Source organism: Rhizobium sp. SG741 (assembly GCF_012275435.1).
GTDB lineage: Bacteria > Pseudomonadota > Alphaproteobacteria > Rhizobiales > Rhizobiaceae > Rhizobium > Rhizobium lusitanum.
The window spans coordinates 264,986-284,855 of sequence record NZ_JAAZQP010000002.1 but is presented as its reverse complement, the minus strand read 5'-3'; the positions used below and the strand labels follow the sequence as shown (position 1 = coordinate 284,855).

The window sequence follows — 19,870 nt, the reverse complement described above, 5'->3', positions numbered from 1 at the left end:
CAATGATGGAATTCCATCATTCGCGCTAGATGTTTTCCGAGACGAAGATTTCGAAGGGCAGAAAGCTTTGTCCAGGCACAGCCGTCTCGTCGCTTTCAACGGATTTGATCATCAGGCTCATCAACTCCTTGCAGAGCGCGGGCAGTGGCGTGCCGATCGCCATGGCGACGACATCGTCGGCGAGTGCTGCCTTGGAATCCGGCGTCAGTTCGTTGACGACGACGATCAGCTTGCCAGATAATCGCTCCTCGCGGATCGCTGAAATGGCGCCCTCCATACCGCCGCCGCAGACATAAAAGCCAATGAGATCAGGGTGCTTCTGGAGAAGATCGAGCGTCGCCTCATGGGTAATTTCAGGCGTATCCAGATTGATCAGCGTATCAAGCACCTCGAACTCGGGCGCATTTTCGCGGAAATAGCTTCGAAAGCCGATCTCGCGCAGTTCATGACCATGAAAGCGATGGCTGCCGACGAAGCAGGCGACCTTGCCTGGACGACGGGCCGAGCGGGCGATGACCCAGGCGGCGGTACGCCCGACCTTGCGATTGTCGACGCCGATATAGCCTTGACGGACGCCGGTCGAGAAATCGGAAAGCAGGGAAAAGACCGGAATACCCCTTTCCTTCAGCTCTTCGATCGCAGCCGTCACGGCCGGATAATCGGGCGCAACCAGCGCAATCGCCTGGCTGCGCGCGGCCATCGCCTTCAATTTTTCGACGATCGCCGTCGGCGTCGAGGCGGCGACGAAATCGACCTGGGCGTTTATGCGCGCCGTGGTGACCGCCTGTGCCGCGACGACGATTTCCTTGGCGAAGGTCTGATAGAAGGATTGAACCGGCTTCTGCAAGACGAAGCCCAAACGATACTGCGGCAGATCCTCAAAGACGCGCTGACGCAGCAGGCCGATGGCGTGATAGCCGATCTCCTGCGCTGCTTCAAAGACCCGTCTTGCCGTTTCCTCTCGAACGCGATGACGTCCGTTCAGCACGCGATCGATCGTGGCGACACTGACGCCTGATGCCTTGGCGAGATCTGAAATGGTCGGGCGACGCATGGTTGCTCCTGAGATATGCCATCATTTATGACATCAAAATTTGATATATTTTGATAGATTCCATCATTCCGGCATTGAGGCAAGCGAAAAGTCGATCTATCGTTTTCGGCATGAGGGCGGTGCGCTGTTGCGTGCCGCGGGAGATAGCGATGACCGAGACAAACAAACGGGATTACAGCCTGCTTGGCGCCAGCGGCAAAATGGCGGTGGAAACCGGGCTTGCCGCTGCCGAATGGTATCACACGGATGTCACGCGCAAGGACATGAAGGCGCTGATGCAGCGTTCCGACGCGCCGGCCATTCGCGACACGATCATTTGGCTCGGCAGCATGGTGCTTTTTGCCGGCCTGGGCGTCTATTTCTGGGGATCGTGGGCCTGCATTCCCTTCTTCCTGGGTTACGGTGTGCTCTACGGCTCCGCCTCCGACAGCCGCTGGCACGAATGCGGCCATGGCACGGCGTTCAAGACCCGCTGGATGAATGATGCGGTCTATCAGATCGCCTGCTTCATGATCATGCGCAATCCGATAACCTGGCGTTGGAGCCATGCCCGCCATCATACCGATACGGTCATCGTCGGCCGCGACCCGGAGATTGCCGTCATGCGGCCGCCGGATCTCCTCCGCCTCATCCTCAATTTCTTCGGCATCCTGGACGCGTGGCATGCTGTGATCGACATGCTGCGCAATGCCTCCGGCATCGTCAGCGCCGAAGAAAAGACCTTCATTCCGGAGATGGAGCAGCCGAAGGCCGTCCGGATCGCCCGCATATGGCTGGCAATCTACGTCGCCACCATCGCAGCGGCGATCGCCATGGGCTCGATCCTGCCGCTGATGCTCGTCGGCTTGCCCCGGCTTTACGGTGCCTGGCATCACGTGCTCACCGGCCTGTTGCAGCATGGCGGCCTCGCCGACAATGTCATTGATCATCGGTTGAATAGCCGCACCGTCATGATGAACCCGGTAAGCCGCTTCATCTATTGGAACATGAACTATCATGTCGAACATCACATGTTCCCGATGGTGCCCTACCACGCCCTGCCGAAGCTGCATGCGATGATCAGGCATGATCTGCCGGCCGCCAACCCATCCATCTGGTCGGGCTATCGCGAGATGATACCGGCCTTCCTGCGGCAGTTGAGCAACGAGGACTACTTCCTGGAGCGCGAATTGCCGCCGACGGCGCGGCCCTATCGCGAGGAGTTCCATGGCGGCACGCTCGCCGAGGCCGCGCAATAATCACCGAACATGCAAAGGGAGGAAAACATGAGCAGCAACTGGATCGAGGTCTGCGCCGCCGACGCGATCGACGAGGAGGATGTCATCCGCTTCGACCATGACGGACGAACTTTCGCCGTCTATCGCAGTCACGAAGACGATTATTTCGCCACCGACGGCCTGTGCACGCATGAAAAGGTTCATCTTGCCGACGGTCTGGTCATGGACAACATCATCGAATGTCCCAAGCACAATGGCCGTTTCGACTACAGAACCGGCGAGGCCAAGGGCGCACCCGTCTGCGTCAATCTGCAGACCTATCCGGTCAAGGTCGAAGACGGCACCGTTTTCATTGGACTGTAAGGAAGAGGCCATGCCGCATTTCGTCATCGTCGGCGCCGGAGAATGCGGCGCACGCACCGCCTTCTCGCTCCGAGAAAAGGGGTTCGACGGCGACATCACCCTGATCGGCACCGAACCGCTTGCCCCCTACGAGCGCCCGCCGCTGTCGAAGCAGGCCCTTGTCGAGACCATCGAACCGAAGTTCGTGGCTGCGCTGGAGCGATACCAGGAACGAACGATCGATCTGCGGCTCGACACGACGGTGGCCGCTATCGAGCCCGTTTCCAAAACAGTCGGGCTCGCTGACGGACAGACGCTCGGTTATGACAAGCTGCTGCTCGCAACCGGTGCCTCGCCGCGCGTCTTTCCAGGCATTGACGGCACAGCCCAGCGCATCCGCATGCTGCGCACCCATGCCGATGCCCTAACCCTGCGCACCGCTCTTCATCCCGGCCGACACATCGCCATCATCGGCGGCGGCTTTATCGGCCTGGAGCTGGCAGCCACTGCACGCAAGCTGGGCGCCAACGCCACCGTCATCGAAGGTTTGCCGCGCGTGCTGAAGCGCGGCGTGCCGGAGGAGATTGCCGAAGTGATCACCGCGCGTCACCGGCTGGAAGGCGTCGACATTCGTTGCGGCCTCGCCATCGAGGCCGTGCGGGAGGAAACGGAAGGGGCCAGCATTCATTTGGCGGATGGCCAGGTGATTTCGGCCGACCTCGTGCTGATCGGCATCGGCGCCTCGCCGAATATCGCGCTTGCCGAGACAGCCGGCCTCGCGATCGACAATGGCATCGCCGTCAACGAGCGGCTGGAAACCTCCGCCGCCGATATTTACGCGGCGGGCGATTGCTGCTCCTTTCCGCTGGCGCTTTATGGTGGACGGCGCGTCCGCCTCGAATCCTGGCGCAATGCGCAGGACCAGGCAAATCTGGCCGCCGCCAACATGCTCGGCGAAGGAATGGAAATCTCGGCCGTGCCGTGGTTCTGGTCCGACCAGTATGACCTGACATTGCAGATCGCCGGCCTCGCCGAAGGCGCGGCCAGCCATGTGCGGCGCGATCTCGGCGACGGGTCGTTCATCCTCTTTCATCTCGACGCAAGCGGCAGACTTCTCGCCGCCAGCGGCGTCGGCCGTGGCAACGCTGTCGCCCGCGACATCCGCCTTGCCGAGATGTTGATCGCCGCCCGCGCTCACCCGGCCAGCGATGCCTTGGCGGCAAGCAGCGTCAAGCTGAAATCCCTGCTTGCCGCATGAAGCGGGCTGAGCTCGCCGTCAGCCCTTGACGAACAGCCGCGAACCATAAATGTCTCCTCCTGAGATAAACAGGGGGATGCGATGAAGATACTCGGCATATCGGGCAGCCTGCGCAAGGGCTCCTTCAATACGGCTTTGCTCCATGCCGCCGTCGAACTTGCGCCGGCCGGCGTCGAGCTCGTCGCGCGCACCATTCATGGCGTGCCGCTTTATGATGCCGATCTCGAAGCAGCCGAAGGCATTCCGGAGAAGGTGCAGGAGCTGAAGGAGCTCGCCATATCCGCCGATGGGCTGATCCTGTTTACGCCGGAATACAACAACTCGCTTCCCGGCGTATTCAAGAACGCCATCGACTGGATGAGCCGGCCATCCAGCGACATCGCCCATGTCTTCGGGGCAAAACCGATCGCCGTGCTCGGAGCCTCGCCCGGCAATTTCGGCACCATCCTCAGCCAAAATGCCTGGCTGACGGTGTTGCGCACATTGGGCGCCGATCCGTGGTTCGGCGGCCGGCTGATGGTGTCGCGCGCCGGCAGCGTCTTCGATGCCGAAGGCCTGATCGTCGACGAGAAGGTGAAGCAAAACCTCGCCAAATTCATCGAAGGTTTCGCTGCCTTTGTCGCGGATCACAAAAAGAGCTGACCCCGCCTGCGGCGCATGGGCAAAAGACGAAAGCAATGCCTATGATTGCGAAAGCGGATAGCCTAGTGTGACCGCAGCGCCGGGCGACCGGCGCCTCCGGGGTCCGCACATCTTCTTCGAACCGAAATGAAATCCAATACCGCAGGTTATGTCTTCACGCTGTTGGCGATCAGCATATTCGCCATACAGGACGGCATCTCCAAACATCTGGTCAGCGCCTATCCGCCGCTTCTGGTGGCGATGATCCGCTATTGGGCCTTCATGCTCTTTGCCGTCGCGATGGCCTCGCGCTCGCCGGGCGGTCTCTCCGCCGTCAGAACCAAGCGGCCAACGCTGCAGATTGCCCGCGGCCTGTTGCTTGCCGCGCAGATCGTCGTGGCCATCTCGTCCTTCGTCATCGTCGGCCTTGCCCATTCGCAGGCGATCTTCTCCTCAGGACCCTTGATGGTGGCGATGCTGTCCATACCGATCCTCGGCGAAAAGGTCGGCTGGCGGCGTTGGCTGGCGATCTGCATCGGCTTCGCCGGCGTTCTGCTGATCCTGAAGCCGGAAAGCGGCCTCTTCGACACCCGCTTCCTCGTGCCGCTTGGCGGCGCACTGCTATTCTCATTCTATGTCGTCCTCACCCGCTATGTCAGCCGCGAGGATAGCGCCATGACCAGCTTTTTCTATACTGGCGTCGTCGGCGCGGTTGCGATGAGCTGTATCGGTCCATTCTTCTGGACGACCATTGCACCACATGACTGGGTCTTCATGGGCATCCTTTGCCTGACCGGCGTGTCGAGCCACTATTTCCTCATTCGCGCCTATGATCTGCTCGACGCGGTGGTGATCCAGCCGCTCACCTATCTACAGCTCGTCTTCTCCGCCATCATCGGCGTCGCCATATTCGGCGAAAGGCTGAGTGCCACGATGATCGCAGGCGCGGTCATCGTGGTGGCGGCAGGCATCTTCACGATCTGGCGTGAACATGCCCTGGCCAGAGCTCGCCTCAAGACGGAGAGGACATAAAGGTTACGCATCCACCTGAGCGGGTGGCTGCGCTTCGGTGTAGTAGCTTACATATTTCTGTCGGTAGCGTTCCGTTCCGCCGAAATCGCTATAGCGCGGCAGTTCCGACATGTCGGTCTTATTCAGGATAACGCCGAGAATGCGCGAGTTGATCTGGGGCTCCTGCTCCAGAACATCGCGCACCAGGTTGGTTGGCGTCGCACCCCATTCCGTCACGAGTATGAAGGCATCGACCTGCGGCGCAAAAGCCTTGGCGTCGATGACAGGTCCAAGCGGCGCAAGATCGACGACGATATAATCGAACATCTTGCGCGCATGTTCCATGAGATGCTGCATGCCCTGCGACGATAGAAGCTCGCTGGTGTGCAACAGGTGATCGCGCACGACGACCGGCAGGATGGCAAGCTTGGTGCGCGGATCGACCTTGACGACATTCGTCCAGGGCACCTCACCGAGCACGGCCTCGATGAGCCCGGCCTGCGGCGGCGATTTCAGCGTCCGGCTCAAGCCGGGATTGCGCAAGTCGGCATCGATCAGCAGCGTACGTTTGCCGCTGCTGGCCAAGAGGGCGGCGAAATTGGCTGCCGTCGTCGATTTGCCCTCGCCCGGCAGTGCCGATACGACGCCGATGACGCGGTCGGGGCGGCCCTGCAGCATGACGTCGCTGGCGAGCTTGGCGTTTCGCAGGGTCTCGGCGAAGATCGACCGCGGTGCTTCGACCGAAACACGCATGATCCGTTCAAAGGCGACACCAGGCTCGACATCTTCAGCGGTTGTCGGGTCAGACCCGATAATGCCCTTGCGCCGTCTCTTCTTACCGGTGCTCTGCTGGCCGAGCAGCGGCAGGTAGCCGAGGAATTTCAAGCCGAGAGCGGAGCGCACATCGGCTTCGACGCGGAAAAAGCGATCGCGGAATTCCTGGAAGGCGGCGAGACCGGCGCCGGCCATCAGGCCGAGGATCACCGAAAGCGCTATCACCAGCGTCTTCTTCGGGCTCGACGGTGCAGTCGGGACGCCGGCGAGCGAGATGACGCGCGCCTTGGCGATCGGGAAGGATCGCTGCTGCGACGCCGCCTCGAAACGGCCGAGATAGGATTCATAGAGCGTCTTCAGCGCCGTCGCCTTCTGGTTTAGCTCGTTGAGATGCACCAGCGATCTATTGGCTTCCGAATTCTTGCCGACCACACCCTCGATGCTTTCGCGGAGCGACGCCGAACGCGACTGCGCGACATCGAGCTCGTTCTTGTAGCTGGCCGTGAGCTGCTGAAGCTCCTGATAGATCTGCCGGGTGATGTCCTGTCGCTCAGCCCTCAGCGCAACGGCCTGAGGATGTTCGGCACCGTAATTCTGCGTGACATCCTGCTCTCGCTTTTCGACCGCGAGGTAACGCGTCTTCAGGTCCTGCAGGACCGAGTTGTCGGTCTGGCTGGACGAGATGGTGGCGTTCTTGACCGCATTGTCCGGCCCCTGGTCGATAATCGACTTATATTGATTGTAGCGCGCCGATGCGCTGGCCGTATCGGCCTGGGCAATGATCAGCTGCTTGTTGAGATCGGAAATCTGCTGTTCCGACATCAGCTCGCCGCCGGTCGAAGTCAGGCCGTTGTCCGCCTTATATTTCTCGACTTCGAGCGAAGCCTCCTGCGCGCGCTGGCGCAGATCGTTCAAGCGTTCCTGCAGCCAGACGGAAGCGCGTTCGGTCGCGTCGAAATTGGCGTTCAACTGGTCGGTCAGATAGGCGTCGGCATAGGCACGCGTGACCTTTGCGGCCAACAGCTTGTCGGTCGAATTGAAGGACACGGCGACGACCGAGCTTCGCGTGACGCGCTCCACCTTGAGGCCATCCTGCAATACGGCGGCGACCTTTTGGCGCTGCGCCTCCCGCATCTCTTCCGGCGTCATCGGCGGACGCCCCGGCGTGAATATGCCGACAATCAGCCCCACACCCGATTTGAGCAGGGCAGCCGGCGACTGCGGCGGATTGAGCAGGGTGTTATTATTGGCAAGATCGGCCGTGTCGACGACGCGCAAAGCCATCTCGTTCGATTTCAGGATTTCGACCGCGCTGGCAATCTCCATGTCCGCCTGCTGGCTGCTGGCAGCCGGCGGCTGATCCTCCGCATATTTCGTCATGCTTTCGTCGAGCAATATCTGTGTCATCGACGTGTAGCTGGGCGTGGCGATCAGCAGATAGGCAACGGCCAGAATGACAAAAGCAGCCATGGCGAAGATGATGGTGCGGATGCGACGTGTCACGATCGCCATCAGCCGATCGAGATCAATGAAACTGTCCTGCGCTTCACCCTGGGGAAGAGCGCTTTGGAAAGTGAAGTTCTTCTGATACATGGCGACCACCTTGTCGGAGAGGCCTGAATGAATATGGCTATGGCCCGCAGTCGTGTCGACCACGGGCCAGAACGTGAACAGGCTTAAGCGGCGGTCATCTGCGCTTCGTGCGAGACGACCAGGTTGCGGATTGAATCATAGACCAAGCTGCCGATATCGGCGCGAGCGAGCGCAAATGCGACGTTCGCTTCGATGAAGCCATGCTTGGATCCACAGTCGAATGTGCGTCCGTTATAGACCTGGGCATGGAAGGATTGCGTCTCGGAGAGGCGCAGCATGCCATCGGTCAGCTGGATTTCATTGCCGGCGCCGCGTTCCTGACGGGCCAGAATATCGAAGATTTCAGGCTGAAGAATATACCGACCATTAAGGTAAAAGTTTGAAGGCGCTTCCGAAGGATGCGGCTTTTCGACCATCTTGGTCACGGCGAAGCCGTGCCGGACGGCCACTCCCTTGCCGATGATACCGTATTTCGAGGTCTCCTCCGGCGCGCATTCCTCGACAGCGACGATATTGCCGCCGACCTCGTTGTAGAGATCCATCAGGCCGGCCATGCAGCCGCGCATGCCGTAGCAGAGCATATCGGGCAAAAGCAGCGCGAATGGCTCGTTGCCGATCAGGTCGCGCGCGCACCAGACGGCGTGACCAAGGCCAAGCGGAGCCTGCTGGCGGGTGAAGCTGACCGAGCCCGGCCGCGGCAAGAGGCGCTCGAGTTCACTCACCTGATGGCTCTTGCCGGCCAGCCGCAGCGAGGAAATCAGCTCCGGCGTGTCGTCGAAATGATCTTCGATCGCCGATTTGTTACGGCTTGTGACGAAGACGATGTGCTCGATGCCGGCTTCGATAGCCTCGTCGACGGCATATTGCACGACCGGACGATCGACGATCGTCAGCATTTCCTTCGGCATTGCCTTGGTGGCAGGCAGGAACCGGGTTCCGTTGCCGGCAACCGGAATGACTGCTTTTCTCACACGATGCTTGGGGTCCATGGCTCTATCATCCTTTGTTAGAGTGAGGGCCTGCGCCCATATTGGGCAGGGGCGAGGAGAGTTGAGAGGTGGGCGCAGACTGGCGGCCGCCGCGCAGGAAGGCGGCCAGACGGCGGAAGCGGACTGCAATCGGCATGCTCAGGTGACGGACCGCGCGTGGATTGCGGCACGCGATTTTGAGCACACTCGGCAGTTCGCGCTCCTTGATGCTGTCGACCAGCATCAGGAAGGCTAGAATATCCTTCAGGTTGCGCGTCCGCTGCCGTTGGGCGGCAAGAGCGGCGGAGCCGAAAGAATGCTCGGCGAAGAACTTGGTATCTGCGGCCAGCATGGCCTCGACATGTTCTCTCTTCAGAACCCGCGAGATCGATCCGTCTCGAATGTAATAGAGATAGCCGACCGTCGGCTCGACCGCGCAGACACCGCCTCTGGCAAGTGCGGAGGCAAGGAAGATGTAATCCTCGCCGATCCTAAGCGTCTCGTCGAAGCGCAGGCGATGCTTCTCGAGAAAGGCGCGTTCGAAGACCGGCTTCATATAGCCGAAATTATGTTCGGACCGGAAAATCATGTTCGAGGCGATGAACTTCGCCAGCGTCAGCACCGGCAGACGCGCCAGCGCCGCTTCTGGAAACATGGGAGTGATCGTGCCGACATCCTCGCGAACGACGTCGAGATTGTCGACAACGATCTGCGCCTCCGCCTTTTCGGCTCGCGCAATCAGGCGCGCCATACGATCCGGGCGCAACGCGTCGTCTGAATCGAGCACGGCCACCCAGCGACCACGAGCGGCGTCGAGACCGGCATTACGGGCCGCGGCCGGACCACCGTTGCGGGCCATGGCAACGAGGCGAACGCGCGGATCGGCATGATTGCCGGCAATCTCGCGTGTGCCGTCGGTCGAGCAGTCATCGACGACGATGACCTCCATGCTGACAGCACCTTGGGCCAAGGCGCTGTCGATGGCACGCGCAAGCGTGTCCTCCGCATTATAGGCAGCGATGACGAAGCTGACATCGGGGATGAAATCCGTCATTGCGGTGCTTTCTCCAGGTTTCCGTATTGCTCGATTTCACGAACCCCGAAGAGGCCGCTGACCACGCCGGCGTGCATGATGCCGCGCAGGCCATAGCGATGCCGCTTGACGGGAGAGGCGGCGAGCAGCGCGGCGGCAACAAAGCAATAGGCGGATTTGGTCCCGGCAAGCGCAATCGCGCGCCAGCGGCCCAGGCCGGTTGCGGCTTCCAGCAGCATGCGCCCATGCGTCTGGCCCATGCGGAACCGGCGCTTGGCAAGCCAGGAAACCGTTGCGCGTCCATTGGGGACGGGTTCGTAGACCAGGGCATCCTCGGCAAAGGCGATCCGGCCGCCCGCGTCGTGCATATGGGCAAAGAATTCGGTGTCCTCGCCGCCGCTGCGGCCGAGCGCTATATTGAACCGGCGACCGGCAAGCGAAGGCGCGCTGCGGCGCAACAGGACGTTGCAGGTATAACCGGTGCGGATCTCATCCGCGACCCAGACCGGCAAGGTCGAATGAAAATCGCCGCGCTGCATCCAGGCAGGAGCGACATTCGCATAGACAGCCTTGACGGGACCGAGAACGGCATCGGCGCCGGTCGTGTCGGCTATGGCGAGCAATTCCGCCAGCCAGTCCTGCGAGGCCGTCTCATCGTCATCGATGAAGGCGACGAAATCGCCGGTCGCATGGTCGAGGCAGGCATTGCGGGCGATGGAAATGTTCGAGGCCGGGCAATGCACATAGGCGATTTCAAAGGAAATGGCTGAACGCATGGCATCGACACGGTCGCGGGCGCTTGGCGTCACATCGTTGTCGGCAACGATGACGCGGACCTGCACGCCGGCAGGAATGGTAAGCACGGCAAGCGATAGCAGCGTCTGATCCAACTCGGCACGGCGGTAGGTGCAGACGGCAACGTCAATCTTTGTGGTGCGACGGTGGGTTTGCGTCATGCCGCGACCCTGCGATTGCGAAAGCTGAAGACTTCCATCCAAAAGCCCATCGACCAGGCGAAATGCATGACCATGGCCGAGATGGCGGCAAGCGGTCCATAGGGGTTCTTCTCGCCGAGCGCGATCCAGAAGCCGTAGGCGATGCAGGCGACAGCCCAAAGACTGATCGGAATGACCGCGATCCAGTTGATGATCGCCAGGAAAGCACCGATGAAAATCGGCACCACGGCAAGCGGCAGCATCTGGCGCAAGCTCGGCACGCTGCGATGCTTGAGGATATTACGGGCACGGCCGCGCCCATAACCGAGATACTGCCGGAAAAGCGTCGGGACACTGGAGCGCGGATAATAGGTCATGGCGGTCTTGTCGGTGAGCCAGATGCGGAAACCGGCCTTGTGCAGCCTGTAGTCGAGCTCGGCATCCTCATTGTGGCTGAAGGTCTCGTCATAGCCGCCGGTGGCGCGGAAGGCTGCGACGCGCATCAGCGCATGGTGCCCGTGCTCTGCCCAGTGCCCCTTGGCTCCTTCGCGATGTTTCGAACCGCCATTGCCGAGTTTGGAATTCTGCGCCACCGCCGTTGCCTTCTGAAACGCGCTGAAGCCCATGGTGCGCATGGCGACGACGACGGAATCCGCGCCGGTCGCGACGGCTTCCCGCACCAGCGTCTGGCAATAATCGACCGGATAATCGCCATGGGCATCGATGCGAATGAAGAACTCATAGCCGTCGCCCAAGGTCTCGATGGCGAGATTGATGGCGGCGCTCTGCAGCCGCTTAGGGTTGTCGAGCAGGAGGACGCGCGGATCGTTGGCGGCGATCTCCCTGACGATGTCACGCGTGCGATCCGTGCTGCCGCCATCGGCGACGACGATCCTGGCGTCGAGCTCATCGAGAGCACGGCCGAGCTTGCCGATCAGCGGCTCGATATGCTTCTCCTCGTTGAGGCAAGGAATAACGATCAGGCAACGCATATCCATGGGACTTACGGTCGTCATTGCAATCCACCTCTATTGCGATTCAGTTGCGGGAGGGCCTGTAGTTCGGTGATCTGTTCATTGGCACGCGTCAGGGATGCCAGCCGGAGCACCAGCCCCTGACAGTCGGCGCGATCGATCATCCATTGCTTGCGATCCTGGGCTGCCACGGCGTCGAAAGCGGCGAGATAGCGTTGTTCATCCAAGTCGCCCAGAAGGGTGGCAAGATGGGCGGCGTCGGCTTTGTCGAGCGTGAGCCCGATCTTCCGGCCGGCCAGGAACCTTGCCGTCTCGGTGCCATCCATGGCGATGGGGACGGCGCCGTAGAGACCACCCTCATAAAGGCGGTTGGGCAGGAGCCAGCTGGAGTTCAGACCCTCTTCGAAGAAATCGATGGCCCAGGAGAATTGGACGTCGTGATAGATCGCGGAAAGATCCTCAGGGTTCTTGTAGGCGCCGCCGAAATGCATGAAGGGCGCGTCGCGCACGATGCCGTCGAAATCGTCGAACTCCGAATAGGCCGGCCGGCCGCGCAGCACGATCTCGAAACGCCCTTCCATCCGGCGCGAGAATTGATCCAGCAATGTCAGCGACTTGCGGCAACGAAGCGCACCGAACCAACCGATCTTCCAGGGCTCGCCGCGGGCAGGCACCCGCGCGGCCGGCGCAACATTGCTCGCCGCGGCAACCTCGAGCGCCAACACCTTGTTTTCGAGCAGCATGATTGGCAGATGCAAGCCGGAACGCGGCTTGAAATAGCGCTCGACGAAGGCCGGCGAACTTGTGATGAGCAGCGCTGCTTGCGCGCCGAGACGGCGCTCGGCACCACGGAGCGTACCACCCAGCACATCATCTCGAAGCAGGAGCCGGTGAATATCTAGGGATTCGTAGACAACAGGCATGTCGCCTCCGAAAACGGACTTGGCGCGATTGGCCAAAGCCAGCATTTCAAGGTTGCGGCCGATGATGACATCCGGCCTTGGAACCGAACGCAACGCGTGGCGCAACTTGAATGCCGATTTGGCGATGGCCGCGATACGTTGCGCAAACTGTGCGTCACGCGTGCGACCGAGCTCGATCGGCTTGATGCCATCGATGGCGGCGAGCGCATTATCGTCGCGCCGGAAGCCCGCGAGCGTCACCAGAGCCCCGCCAGCCTGCAGCATCAGGACCCGCCTGCGCACGGCAGGATCGGCAAGATCGTGGACGAAATAAAGAATATGCAGCATCAAGATTTCCGCTTTCGCGCCCGGTCGAAACCGGGCGCCTGGTATGGTTGGTGTTGCATCATGGCATCTTCACCGGCCGCAGAATGCGCTTGGCGGACGGCATGGTTCAGTCGAGCTTGCAGGTGATCGATTCCGGAAACAGGCATTTTTCTCCTGACGCGGTGAAGGCAACGCGCTTGACCTGCATGGTTGCCGGCTGGCCGCTATAGGCGAACTTGCCCATCCAGCCGCTCAGCGTGTCCGTGCCCCAAAGGCTGAAGAAGATTTTCTGCGCGTTCGTCGGTATCTTCGAAGGATCGGTCACCTCCTGAACGAGCTTGCCGTTCACATAGTAACGCAGGCGGTCCTTCTCCCAGACGAACGCGTAGTCGTTGAAACCCTGGTCAGCACCACCGACGACCGGGACCAATTTCTCATTGCCACCCTTGGCGGAGATATATTGGTTGACCTGCACCTGCCCGGCATTCTTGCCGAGCACTTCGAAATCGATCTCGTCATGCGGCTTCTTGTCGGTCGGGCCGATATAGGTGAAGAAGGCCGAGTTCAGGCCAGAGCCGGTCGCGGTGCGGTAGCGCGCCTCATAGGTGCCGTAGCCATAGCGCTTGGTCGTCTGGATTTCGCCGCAGGCGTAATTGCGCTCGCCTGTCTTCGACTGGATGAACTGCAATTGCAGCGCTCCGTCCTTGATACCAACCTGCTTTCGCGACCAGGTACAGTTCTGGTGCGGCCCGTTGTTCCAGCCGTCGGAGACATACCAGCGGCTGGTGTCGAGGCGCTCGAAATTATCGACGAAAGAGCCGCCCGTCGGCTGATCGTCCTGTGCGGACGCAGCCTGCGGAATGAAGCAGGCGCCCAGGAGAGCGAGGGAAACGAGGCCCAGTTTTCGTGCGTGGTTTGTCGATGTCATCATAGCATCACCTTTGCTCGCAACGCACCCGCCGGTCTTCGGCGGCACGGTTTCCGGCCATACGGAGTTCGGCCTGCGGCCTTGTCCGGCTGCCGGTCAGCAGATTGTAGAAGGACGGCAGGGCGTGACGCGCCATACCGTTGGTCAGGGGCAGCAGCAGCAAAGCAAGGAGCGCTGCCATGAGGTAGAAAATCGGATAGAGTTCGCTGCCGCCGCGGTTCCACAGGACCCAGAGGCAGAACAGCAGCGGGTAATGGGCGCAGAAGATCCAGAAGCTCAATCCGCCGGTTTCTGCCAATCCTCGTCCGATCCGGCTGCGTATCAAGATCGCCGACAGTGCCCAGAAGCCCGGAATGCCGACGAGCACCATCAGATTGCGACTGACCTCGAGCCATAGCGGCAACCCGGGACCTGTCATGTAGGCGGCGGTTGCCAGGAGGGCTGCAAGCGCAATGAAGGCGGGACCGATCAGGCCGGCATAGCGGTCCGTGACCGTGACGTCGACGCGATACAGGCTGAGATAGATGCCGAAGGCGAAGCTGAAGAGAACGGAATTCCGGAGTACGATACCGATCGGCACCGGCAATACCGCGAGCAGCAACAGGAATGCCAGTGTTGCCAGCGGCGCGCGGCGGATGAGGAAAGCCAGCAGCGGCGACAGCAGGATGCAGACGAACAGATCACGCAGGAAATAGAGCGGCAGATTGATCGGCGTGCCGTCGATCGCGAACAGAAGCGTGGAAAGCGTGTGCAGGTTGGCGCCCGACAGATCAGGCAGATAGCCGTCGCCGATACCGTAGCTCTGCAAGACTAGGACGAACAGAAAGAAAGCGCAGTTCCACAAGGCGAATGGCAGGAGGATCGTCTTCGCCTTGCGCCGGATGGTCTTGCCGTAGTCCAATGACGCCGCTCCATGACGGAACAACAGATAGCCTGAGATAACGCTGAGGCAGGGAACGCCGACACGAAACAGACTCTCGCGCAAAAAAACCCGAACCCAGTCAAACAAACCGTAGGCGTCGCTGAACGGGCTACTATCCGCATCGAATGGAATATGAACAAATATGATGCCCGAGATGAGCACAATCCGCATGAGGTTTATCCGCGAAGACACGTTGGCAGTCACGTTCACGATGTCTGTCACCCTTTTTTTCGGGCCGCTTCCCCCCTCGCAGCCATTTCAATCAGAGTCGAGCAGAGCCCGCAGACGATAACCTAGGGCGCTCTTGGGAAAGGGAATATGGCACTGCAGCAAAAATGAGGGTCAAGCGACGTTTGACTGGGTCGCTACGCCAAGGTTCCAAACCACGCAAAAGATCGAAACAAACGATTTAGATGCCGGAAAACCTATGGAACCAAGGGTATTAAAGCAAATTTAAATATTTTGGCCGCGACGCGCGACACGCCCTTTGCGCGGACTCGATTTTTTTGCCGGAAGGTGAAGATTTTTTGCATTGCGGTAGGATTTCGAGATGAAGCATGACCAAAATACGACAACGTTTCAATCATGATGGGAAAGTCGTGCAGGCGCACTCCCCTTATAGCTGTAGTTTTACCAAGCTTGCGGCGCCGATACCGCCTGGGAGCTTGACCACAATCATTCTCGGATCGTGCGGCTTTCACCGTCGTTCGACAGGAGGCGTCTATCACGCGCTTCACACTATCCGAGGACAATCTTCGATAAAACGCCGTCTTTGACATTGCTCCTCATCGAATTAACGCTACCTGTTGGCAGCATGGCAGCATTCATCACCGGGCAAACTGCCCATGAATGGTGAATGGAGACAGCCGAAAAGCCGATGGTTACGTCCCCGGGGATGAGCCGAAAACTCTTGGATTGAAAACCGTAAAGGCGGGAAAATGGCGTCAATAACGATTGTTATTCCGTTCTATCAGAAGCAGACGGGTGTTCTGCAACGCGCTTTGAGGTCGATATCTCGGCAGACGTTTCAGGATTTCGATATTCTCATCGTCGACGATGAATCACCGCTTGCCGTAGAAGGCGATCTGCAATCGCTGAGCAGTGAAGAGCGGGCGCGCATCAAGGTGATACGCCAGGCAAATGCCGGCCCGGGCGGGGCGCGCAACACCGGTCTCGACAATGTGCCGGTCGAAAGCCGGTTCGTGGCATTTCTGGATTCCGACGATGAATGGGCGCCGGATCACCTGCACAATGCATTCGAGACGCTGACGCGGCACGATGCCGATTGCTACTGGGATTCCATCGACGGAGGCGACGAATTTTCCTACCATTTCGGTATCGCGGAACTCGCCAAATCGGCTAGGAGCGTGCGGCTCTCCGAAAGGCCCTCGGTGATCGAGATCCCCGATATCGCCAGCGTCATGTTACAGGACTGGAGCTTTCTGCACATGTCATGCATGGTAATCGGGCGCCCCCTCTTTGAGAAAATCCGCTTTGAACCCACGTTGCGGCTGGCAGCTGAAGACGTTCTTTTCTTTTGCGACTGCGTTCTGGCGGCCAAGCGCGTGTTGTTGTGCGAGCAGGCCGGTGCGCTGCGCGGCGAGGGCGTGAACATCTTCCACAGCATCGACAATGATTCACCGCAGTTCTTGCGTCAGCAGTTCAACACGTGGACGGCGCTCAATACGCTTGAGCAGAGATTTTCGCGCCGGCCGCAGGACGTCGCCACCATTCGGCACTACAAGAATCGTGCCCGCCGCCAGGCGCTCTGGAGCCAGGCGCGACAGGTCAAGCGGCGGCAAATGCCGCAATTCGGACTGCTGGCGAAATGGGCCTTGCGCGACCCTGTCATTTTACAAAGCGCGATGAAGCTTGCCGTGGGCAAGCTCGCGCCCTAGATTTTGCAGCGCAGCATGAGCTGCGCATGCCGCATTGAAAGAGCCATGGCATGCCCCGCTATCGTTTGGATCAGCAAGGAGTCCTGCATGAAGCCGTTCCACTGGGAATCTACCCATGGCAATTTCGGTGACGATCTCAATCTCTGGCTCTGGGATTTTCTACTTCCCGGCCTCCGCGACGTTCATGAAGAAACATTGCTGGTCGGTGTCGGTACCGTTCTCAATACGGAGATATTGCCGACCGACGGCCACAAGCTCGTCATCGGCAGCGGCTTTGGCTACGGTTCGCTTCCCGATACGAGCGACAAGTCAAAATGGGATATCCGCAGTGTGCGCGGCCCGCTGACGGCGCAGAAAGTCGGCCTACCGGTTGAAATGGGCATTGTCGATCCGGCCGTGCTCGTCACCGAGATGCCGGAATTTCAGAACTTGCCGAAATCAGGCAAGCGCACTTTCATACCCCATTGGGAGTCGGCCGCCGCCGGTCTCTGGCCTGATATCTGCAAGACGGTCGGCCTTTCCTATCTCGATCCCCGCGGCGAGGCCAAAGCCGTGATCCGCGAGCTTGCGACATCCGAACTGATCGTCGCGGAGTCCATGCATGGCGCAATCCTTGCCGATGCCTTCCGCGTGCCGTGGATCGCGGTCAGCTCGTCGCGCTCGATCAACAGCTTCAAATGGAACGACTGGGCGCGCTCCCTCGGGGTCACCTATGCGCCGAAGCACATTCCGGTCTCCACCCGGGCCGAGGCGATCGCCAAGGGCGCCCGCTTCTGGGGCGTCGGTTTCGAGCGCGATCAACAGGCGGCAGCCGAGCTTGAAAAGCAGCGGTACGGGGGAACCGTGCTGCTTGCCGACCCTGAACAGACCCCGCTTCGGGTAATGGCCAAGCAGGCGCTTGCCATGCCTTCGGCGCTCGCGCTGTGGCAGGCGAGCAAGGCAAAGCCACAGCTGAGCAAGGATAGCGCGCTCGCCTCCTGCAAGGAGCGCCTGCTGGACGTGATCGAAGGCGTGCGGCGCGACTACCTGTAAATCTGGTGGATCCCTATTCCGGAGCGGCCTGCAAAAGATAACGCAGGCCGTTCGCTCCCGAATGGGCGATCGGCGCACCGCCACCCTTGCGGAAGCGCTCGGTTTTATCGGCGAGGATTCCGCCCGCTATGGCCGGAACGGCGAAGGGATGGCGAAGCGCGTAGGAGGCCGCGGCACCCAGGCCCGATTGCGATTTGATGTCGAGGAAGTGCCGCAGTTCGTAGCGGTCGCGAATATGGCGCTCATGGCGGCGGAGCGCGTCTGCGTCGACCGGCGAGAGGCCGCCTTTTGCCAGAATCGCCCGATCGGCCTCGTAGAGCCGCCGCAAATCCTCGGTCCTGTGCCGACCGCTCAGGGAATCGCTGCGCACGACTGCGCCATAACCGCAACTATGAATGATCTTGTAGCGCGCCGCACTGGCGAGCGCGCGCGCATAGAGATCGTAATCCTCGCCCAGGCGCAGCGTTTCATTGTACCGCAAGCCGTGAGCATCCAGAAAGGAGCGGCGCATGAGCGGCTTCAGAAAGCCGATCTCACCGCGGCGGACGCCCCGCTTGGAGATATTGCCCTCGACGAAGGCAACGAGATCGAGAAAGCGTGGCTTCGCATCGAAATGATCGAGCCTGGTATAGGCATCCGAAACCCCATCGGCATTGACGAAAGCGATGTTGTCGGCAACGAAGTCCCAGTCATCCGCGGCAAGCAGCGACTTGAAGCGTCCGGGGAAGAAGAAATCATCCGCATCGAGGATGCTGATCAGCGGGGCGCGCGAGACCTCGATGGCATGATTGCGCGCTGCCGCCGGACCGCGATTCTTCTCGAATTCGCAAATCATCAGTCTGCCGCTGCCGTCATCGGCCTTGCTGGCCGCTGCAGCGGTACCGTCAGTCGAACCGTCGTCAATGACGACGACTTCGGCCACCTCGGGCTCTCGAAGCGCCGACGCGACGGCCAAGCCAATAGTGTCGCCAGCATTCTTTGCCGCGATGATTACACAGACGCTTTTTCCGGCACTGTCAGTCACATCAGTCTCCATGGTTCTGCCGAAGACTTAGGACATGGCTGCGATCCGACAACCGTTCGGTCGCCAAAAGATATCTGATATCCCGGTGTCAGGGATTGAACGGCTCGGACCGATTGAGGCTGGGTGCCGGCAGGCCGCCGACCTTGGTATCCTCCGCAACCGGCATCGCCACCTTGTCACTGTTCAACAGCGCATCGCGCTCCCTGCGCTCTTTCCAAACAAGATAGAGCACGCCCAGGAAATACCCGATCTGCAGAAGCACGGCGCAAATCGCCGTTTCGATTAGTGTCGTCGAAAGAGAATTCGTCAGGAAGTAGGTCGCGACAGCAAAGACGACCAGCGTGCCCAGCATGCTAATGAAAACGCGCGGCGCATACATAGTGCTACCTCGCCCGCTCAAACATTACAAAAAATGCGATCAAGGTCTTTCCTCCCTTATCAGACCTGAATGCCAAATATATTTTATGATTCATTGAAATTCAACCAAGTGTCAACGATCCGTTACGAATTGACACGATCCTAACCCCGCGCCCGTTAAAACTACACCTCGATTATAATTACAATTGAATTTGTTCTTTTTCTTCGATGCAACCGAGGGAAGACCGGCCAACAATCCGCAATCTTTTGGACACAAATTGGCCGTCTTCATCATGCCGGCTCTCCGACAATTCAATCAACTTTTATTACAAAGTCCCGAGATAGCCCGCATCGGCATGTGCATCGCAATATATTGCTGCAATGCAATATTCCCTACGGAGAATCAAGTTAGCGGACGGTCAGGCAAGAGCGCTTAGAGGCTAGCCATGCGTCTGACAATGAACAAACTAACCCTCGCACCTATAACATTCTGCAAAATAGCGATCGATTGGGCGAGAGAACTACCGATAGGGCAGTTATACGGAGTTTGGCACAGTATAAGCCGCACATAAATAATCACTAAATTAAACATGCGCATCGTTAGAGCGGTAATTGCATACCTCCATACCATATCGCTACAAAAGTTTGGCGCAAAAAGTCAAAATCCCGGCCTACACTCCCGCTATCTTAGCTCTAGTTA

The 19,870-nt window shown here is 59.7% G+C and carries 18 protein-coding genes; 7 read left to right on the top strand and 11 right to left on the bottom strand.

What is annotated here, in order from left to right; all coding sequences use genetic code 11:
* Positions 1-25 precede the first annotated feature (25 nt).
* Positions 26-1,054, bottom strand: a complete 1,029-nt coding sequence (locus tag FHT29_RS06690) for a LacI family DNA-binding transcriptional regulator (RefSeq protein ID WP_037192727.1) — start codon at positions 1,052-1,054, stop codon at positions 26-28.
* Positions 1,055-1,203: 149 nt separating this feature from the next.
* Here FHT29_RS06690 and FHT29_RS06685 point away from each other — a divergent pair, with 149 nt between their 5' ends.
* The 5 genes from FHT29_RS06685 to FHT29_RS06665 all read left to right on the top strand — a co-directional run bounded on the left by FHT29_RS06685 (position 1,204) and on the right by FHT29_RS06665 (position 5,524).
* Entirely contained in the window at positions 1,204-2,292 is a 1,089-nt protein-coding gene (locus FHT29_RS06685; protein WP_168599409.1) for a fatty acid desaturase family protein, read from the top strand.
* 27 nt (positions 2,293-2,319) lie between these two features.
* Positions 2,320-2,634: a MocE family 2Fe-2S type ferredoxin gene (locus tag FHT29_RS06680; protein ID WP_037192731.1), complete on the top strand. Its 315-nt coding sequence runs from the start codon at positions 2,320-2,322 to the stop codon at positions 2,632-2,634.
* A 10-nt stretch (positions 2,635-2,644) separates the two neighbouring features.
* Positions 2,645-3,871: an FAD-dependent oxidoreductase gene (locus FHT29_RS06675; RefSeq protein WP_168599408.1), complete on the top strand. Its 1,227-nt coding sequence runs from the start codon at positions 2,645-2,647 to the stop codon at positions 3,869-3,871.
* An 81-nt stretch (positions 3,872-3,952) separates the two neighbouring features.
* Entirely contained in the window at positions 3,953-4,513 is a 561-nt protein-coding gene (locus FHT29_RS06670) for an NADPH-dependent FMN reductase (RefSeq protein ID WP_037192735.1), read from the top strand.
* Between the two features lie 126 nt (positions 4,514-4,639).
* Positions 4,640-5,524 carry a DMT family transporter gene (locus FHT29_RS06665; protein ID WP_168599407.1) on the top strand — a complete coding sequence of 295 codons (885 nt, stop codon included), beginning with the start codon at positions 4,640-4,642 and terminating at the stop codon, positions 5,522-5,524.
* A gap of 3 nt (positions 5,525-5,527) precedes the next feature.
* Here the strand turns inward: FHT29_RS06665 and FHT29_RS06660 are convergent, their stop codons facing one another.
* From FHT29_RS06660 to FHT29_RS06625, 8 genes are all read right to left on the bottom strand, one after another.
* Positions 5,528-7,870, bottom strand: coding sequence for a polysaccharide biosynthesis tyrosine autokinase (locus FHT29_RS06660; RefSeq protein WP_168599406.1), 2,343 nt, complete (start codon positions 7,868-7,870; stop codon positions 5,528-5,530).
* Between the two features lie 83 nt (positions 7,871-7,953).
* The gene (locus FHT29_RS06655) at positions 7,954-8,859 is read right to left on the bottom strand and encodes a UTP--glucose-1-phosphate uridylyltransferase (RefSeq protein ID WP_037192739.1); all 906 of its coding nucleotides are present in this window, start codon (positions 8,857-8,859) and stop codon (positions 7,954-7,956) included.
* A 7-nt stretch (positions 8,860-8,866) separates the two neighbouring features.
* Positions 8,867-9,892 (bottom strand): glycosyltransferase family 2 protein, encoded by a 1,026-nt coding sequence (locus FHT29_RS06650; protein WP_037192741.1) that lies wholly within the window; start codon positions 9,890-9,892, stop codon positions 8,867-8,869.
* Positions 9,889-10,827 (bottom strand): glycosyltransferase family 2 protein, encoded by a 939-nt coding sequence (locus tag FHT29_RS06645; RefSeq protein WP_047638373.1) that lies wholly within the window; start codon positions 10,825-10,827, stop codon positions 9,889-9,891. The genes FHT29_RS06650 and FHT29_RS06645 overlap by 4 nt, the downstream gene beginning before the upstream one ends.
* Entirely contained in the window at positions 10,824-11,822 is a 999-nt protein-coding gene (locus FHT29_RS06640) for a glycosyltransferase family 2 protein (RefSeq protein WP_168599405.1), read from the bottom strand. Before FHT29_RS06640 ends, FHT29_RS06645 begins: the two co-directional genes overlap by 4 nt.
* On the bottom strand, positions 11,819-13,030 hold the full coding sequence (locus FHT29_RS06635; protein WP_168599404.1) for a glycosyl transferase family 1: 1,212 nt from the start codon (positions 13,028-13,030) through the stop codon (positions 11,819-11,821). Before FHT29_RS06635 ends, FHT29_RS06640 begins: the two co-directional genes overlap by 4 nt.
* A 106-nt stretch (positions 13,031-13,136) precedes the next feature.
* On the bottom strand, positions 13,137-13,940 hold the full coding sequence (locus FHT29_RS06630) for a glycoside hydrolase family 16 protein (protein ID WP_168599403.1): 804 nt from the start codon (positions 13,938-13,940) through the stop codon (positions 13,137-13,139).
* 4 nt (positions 13,941-13,944) lie between these two features.
* Complete coding sequence (locus FHT29_RS06625) at positions 13,945-15,030, bottom strand: acyltransferase (RefSeq protein ID WP_202032808.1); 1,086 nt, start codon at positions 15,028-15,030, stop codon at positions 13,945-13,947.
* Between the two features lie 767 nt (positions 15,031-15,797).
* Between FHT29_RS06625 and FHT29_RS06620 the strand changes: the two genes are divergently transcribed.
* Positions 15,798-16,757 (top strand): glycosyltransferase family 2 protein, encoded by a 960-nt coding sequence (locus FHT29_RS06620; RefSeq protein ID WP_047554461.1) that lies wholly within the window; start codon positions 15,798-15,800, stop codon positions 16,755-16,757.
* Positions 16,758-16,844: 87 nt separating this feature from the next.
* Positions 16,845-17,789 carry a polysaccharide pyruvyl transferase family protein gene (locus FHT29_RS06615; RefSeq protein ID WP_037192753.1) on the top strand — a complete coding sequence of 315 codons (945 nt, stop codon included), beginning with the start codon at positions 16,845-16,847 and terminating at the stop codon, positions 17,787-17,789.
* A 13-nt stretch (positions 17,790-17,802) separates the two neighbouring features.
* Here FHT29_RS06615 and FHT29_RS06610 read toward each other — a convergent pair whose 3' ends face one another.
* Together FHT29_RS06610 and FHT29_RS06605 are read right to left on the bottom strand one after the other, a co-directional pair.
* Entirely contained in the window at positions 17,803-18,813 is a 1,011-nt protein-coding gene (locus FHT29_RS06610; RefSeq protein WP_037193280.1) for a glycosyltransferase family 2 protein, read from the bottom strand.
* Between the two features lie 88 nt (positions 18,814-18,901).
* Positions 18,902-19,192, bottom strand: coding sequence for an exopolysaccharide production repressor protein (locus FHT29_RS06605; RefSeq protein ID WP_113108847.1), 291 nt, complete (start codon positions 19,190-19,192; stop codon positions 18,902-18,904).
* Between the last annotated feature and the right edge of the window lie 678 nt (positions 19,193-19,870).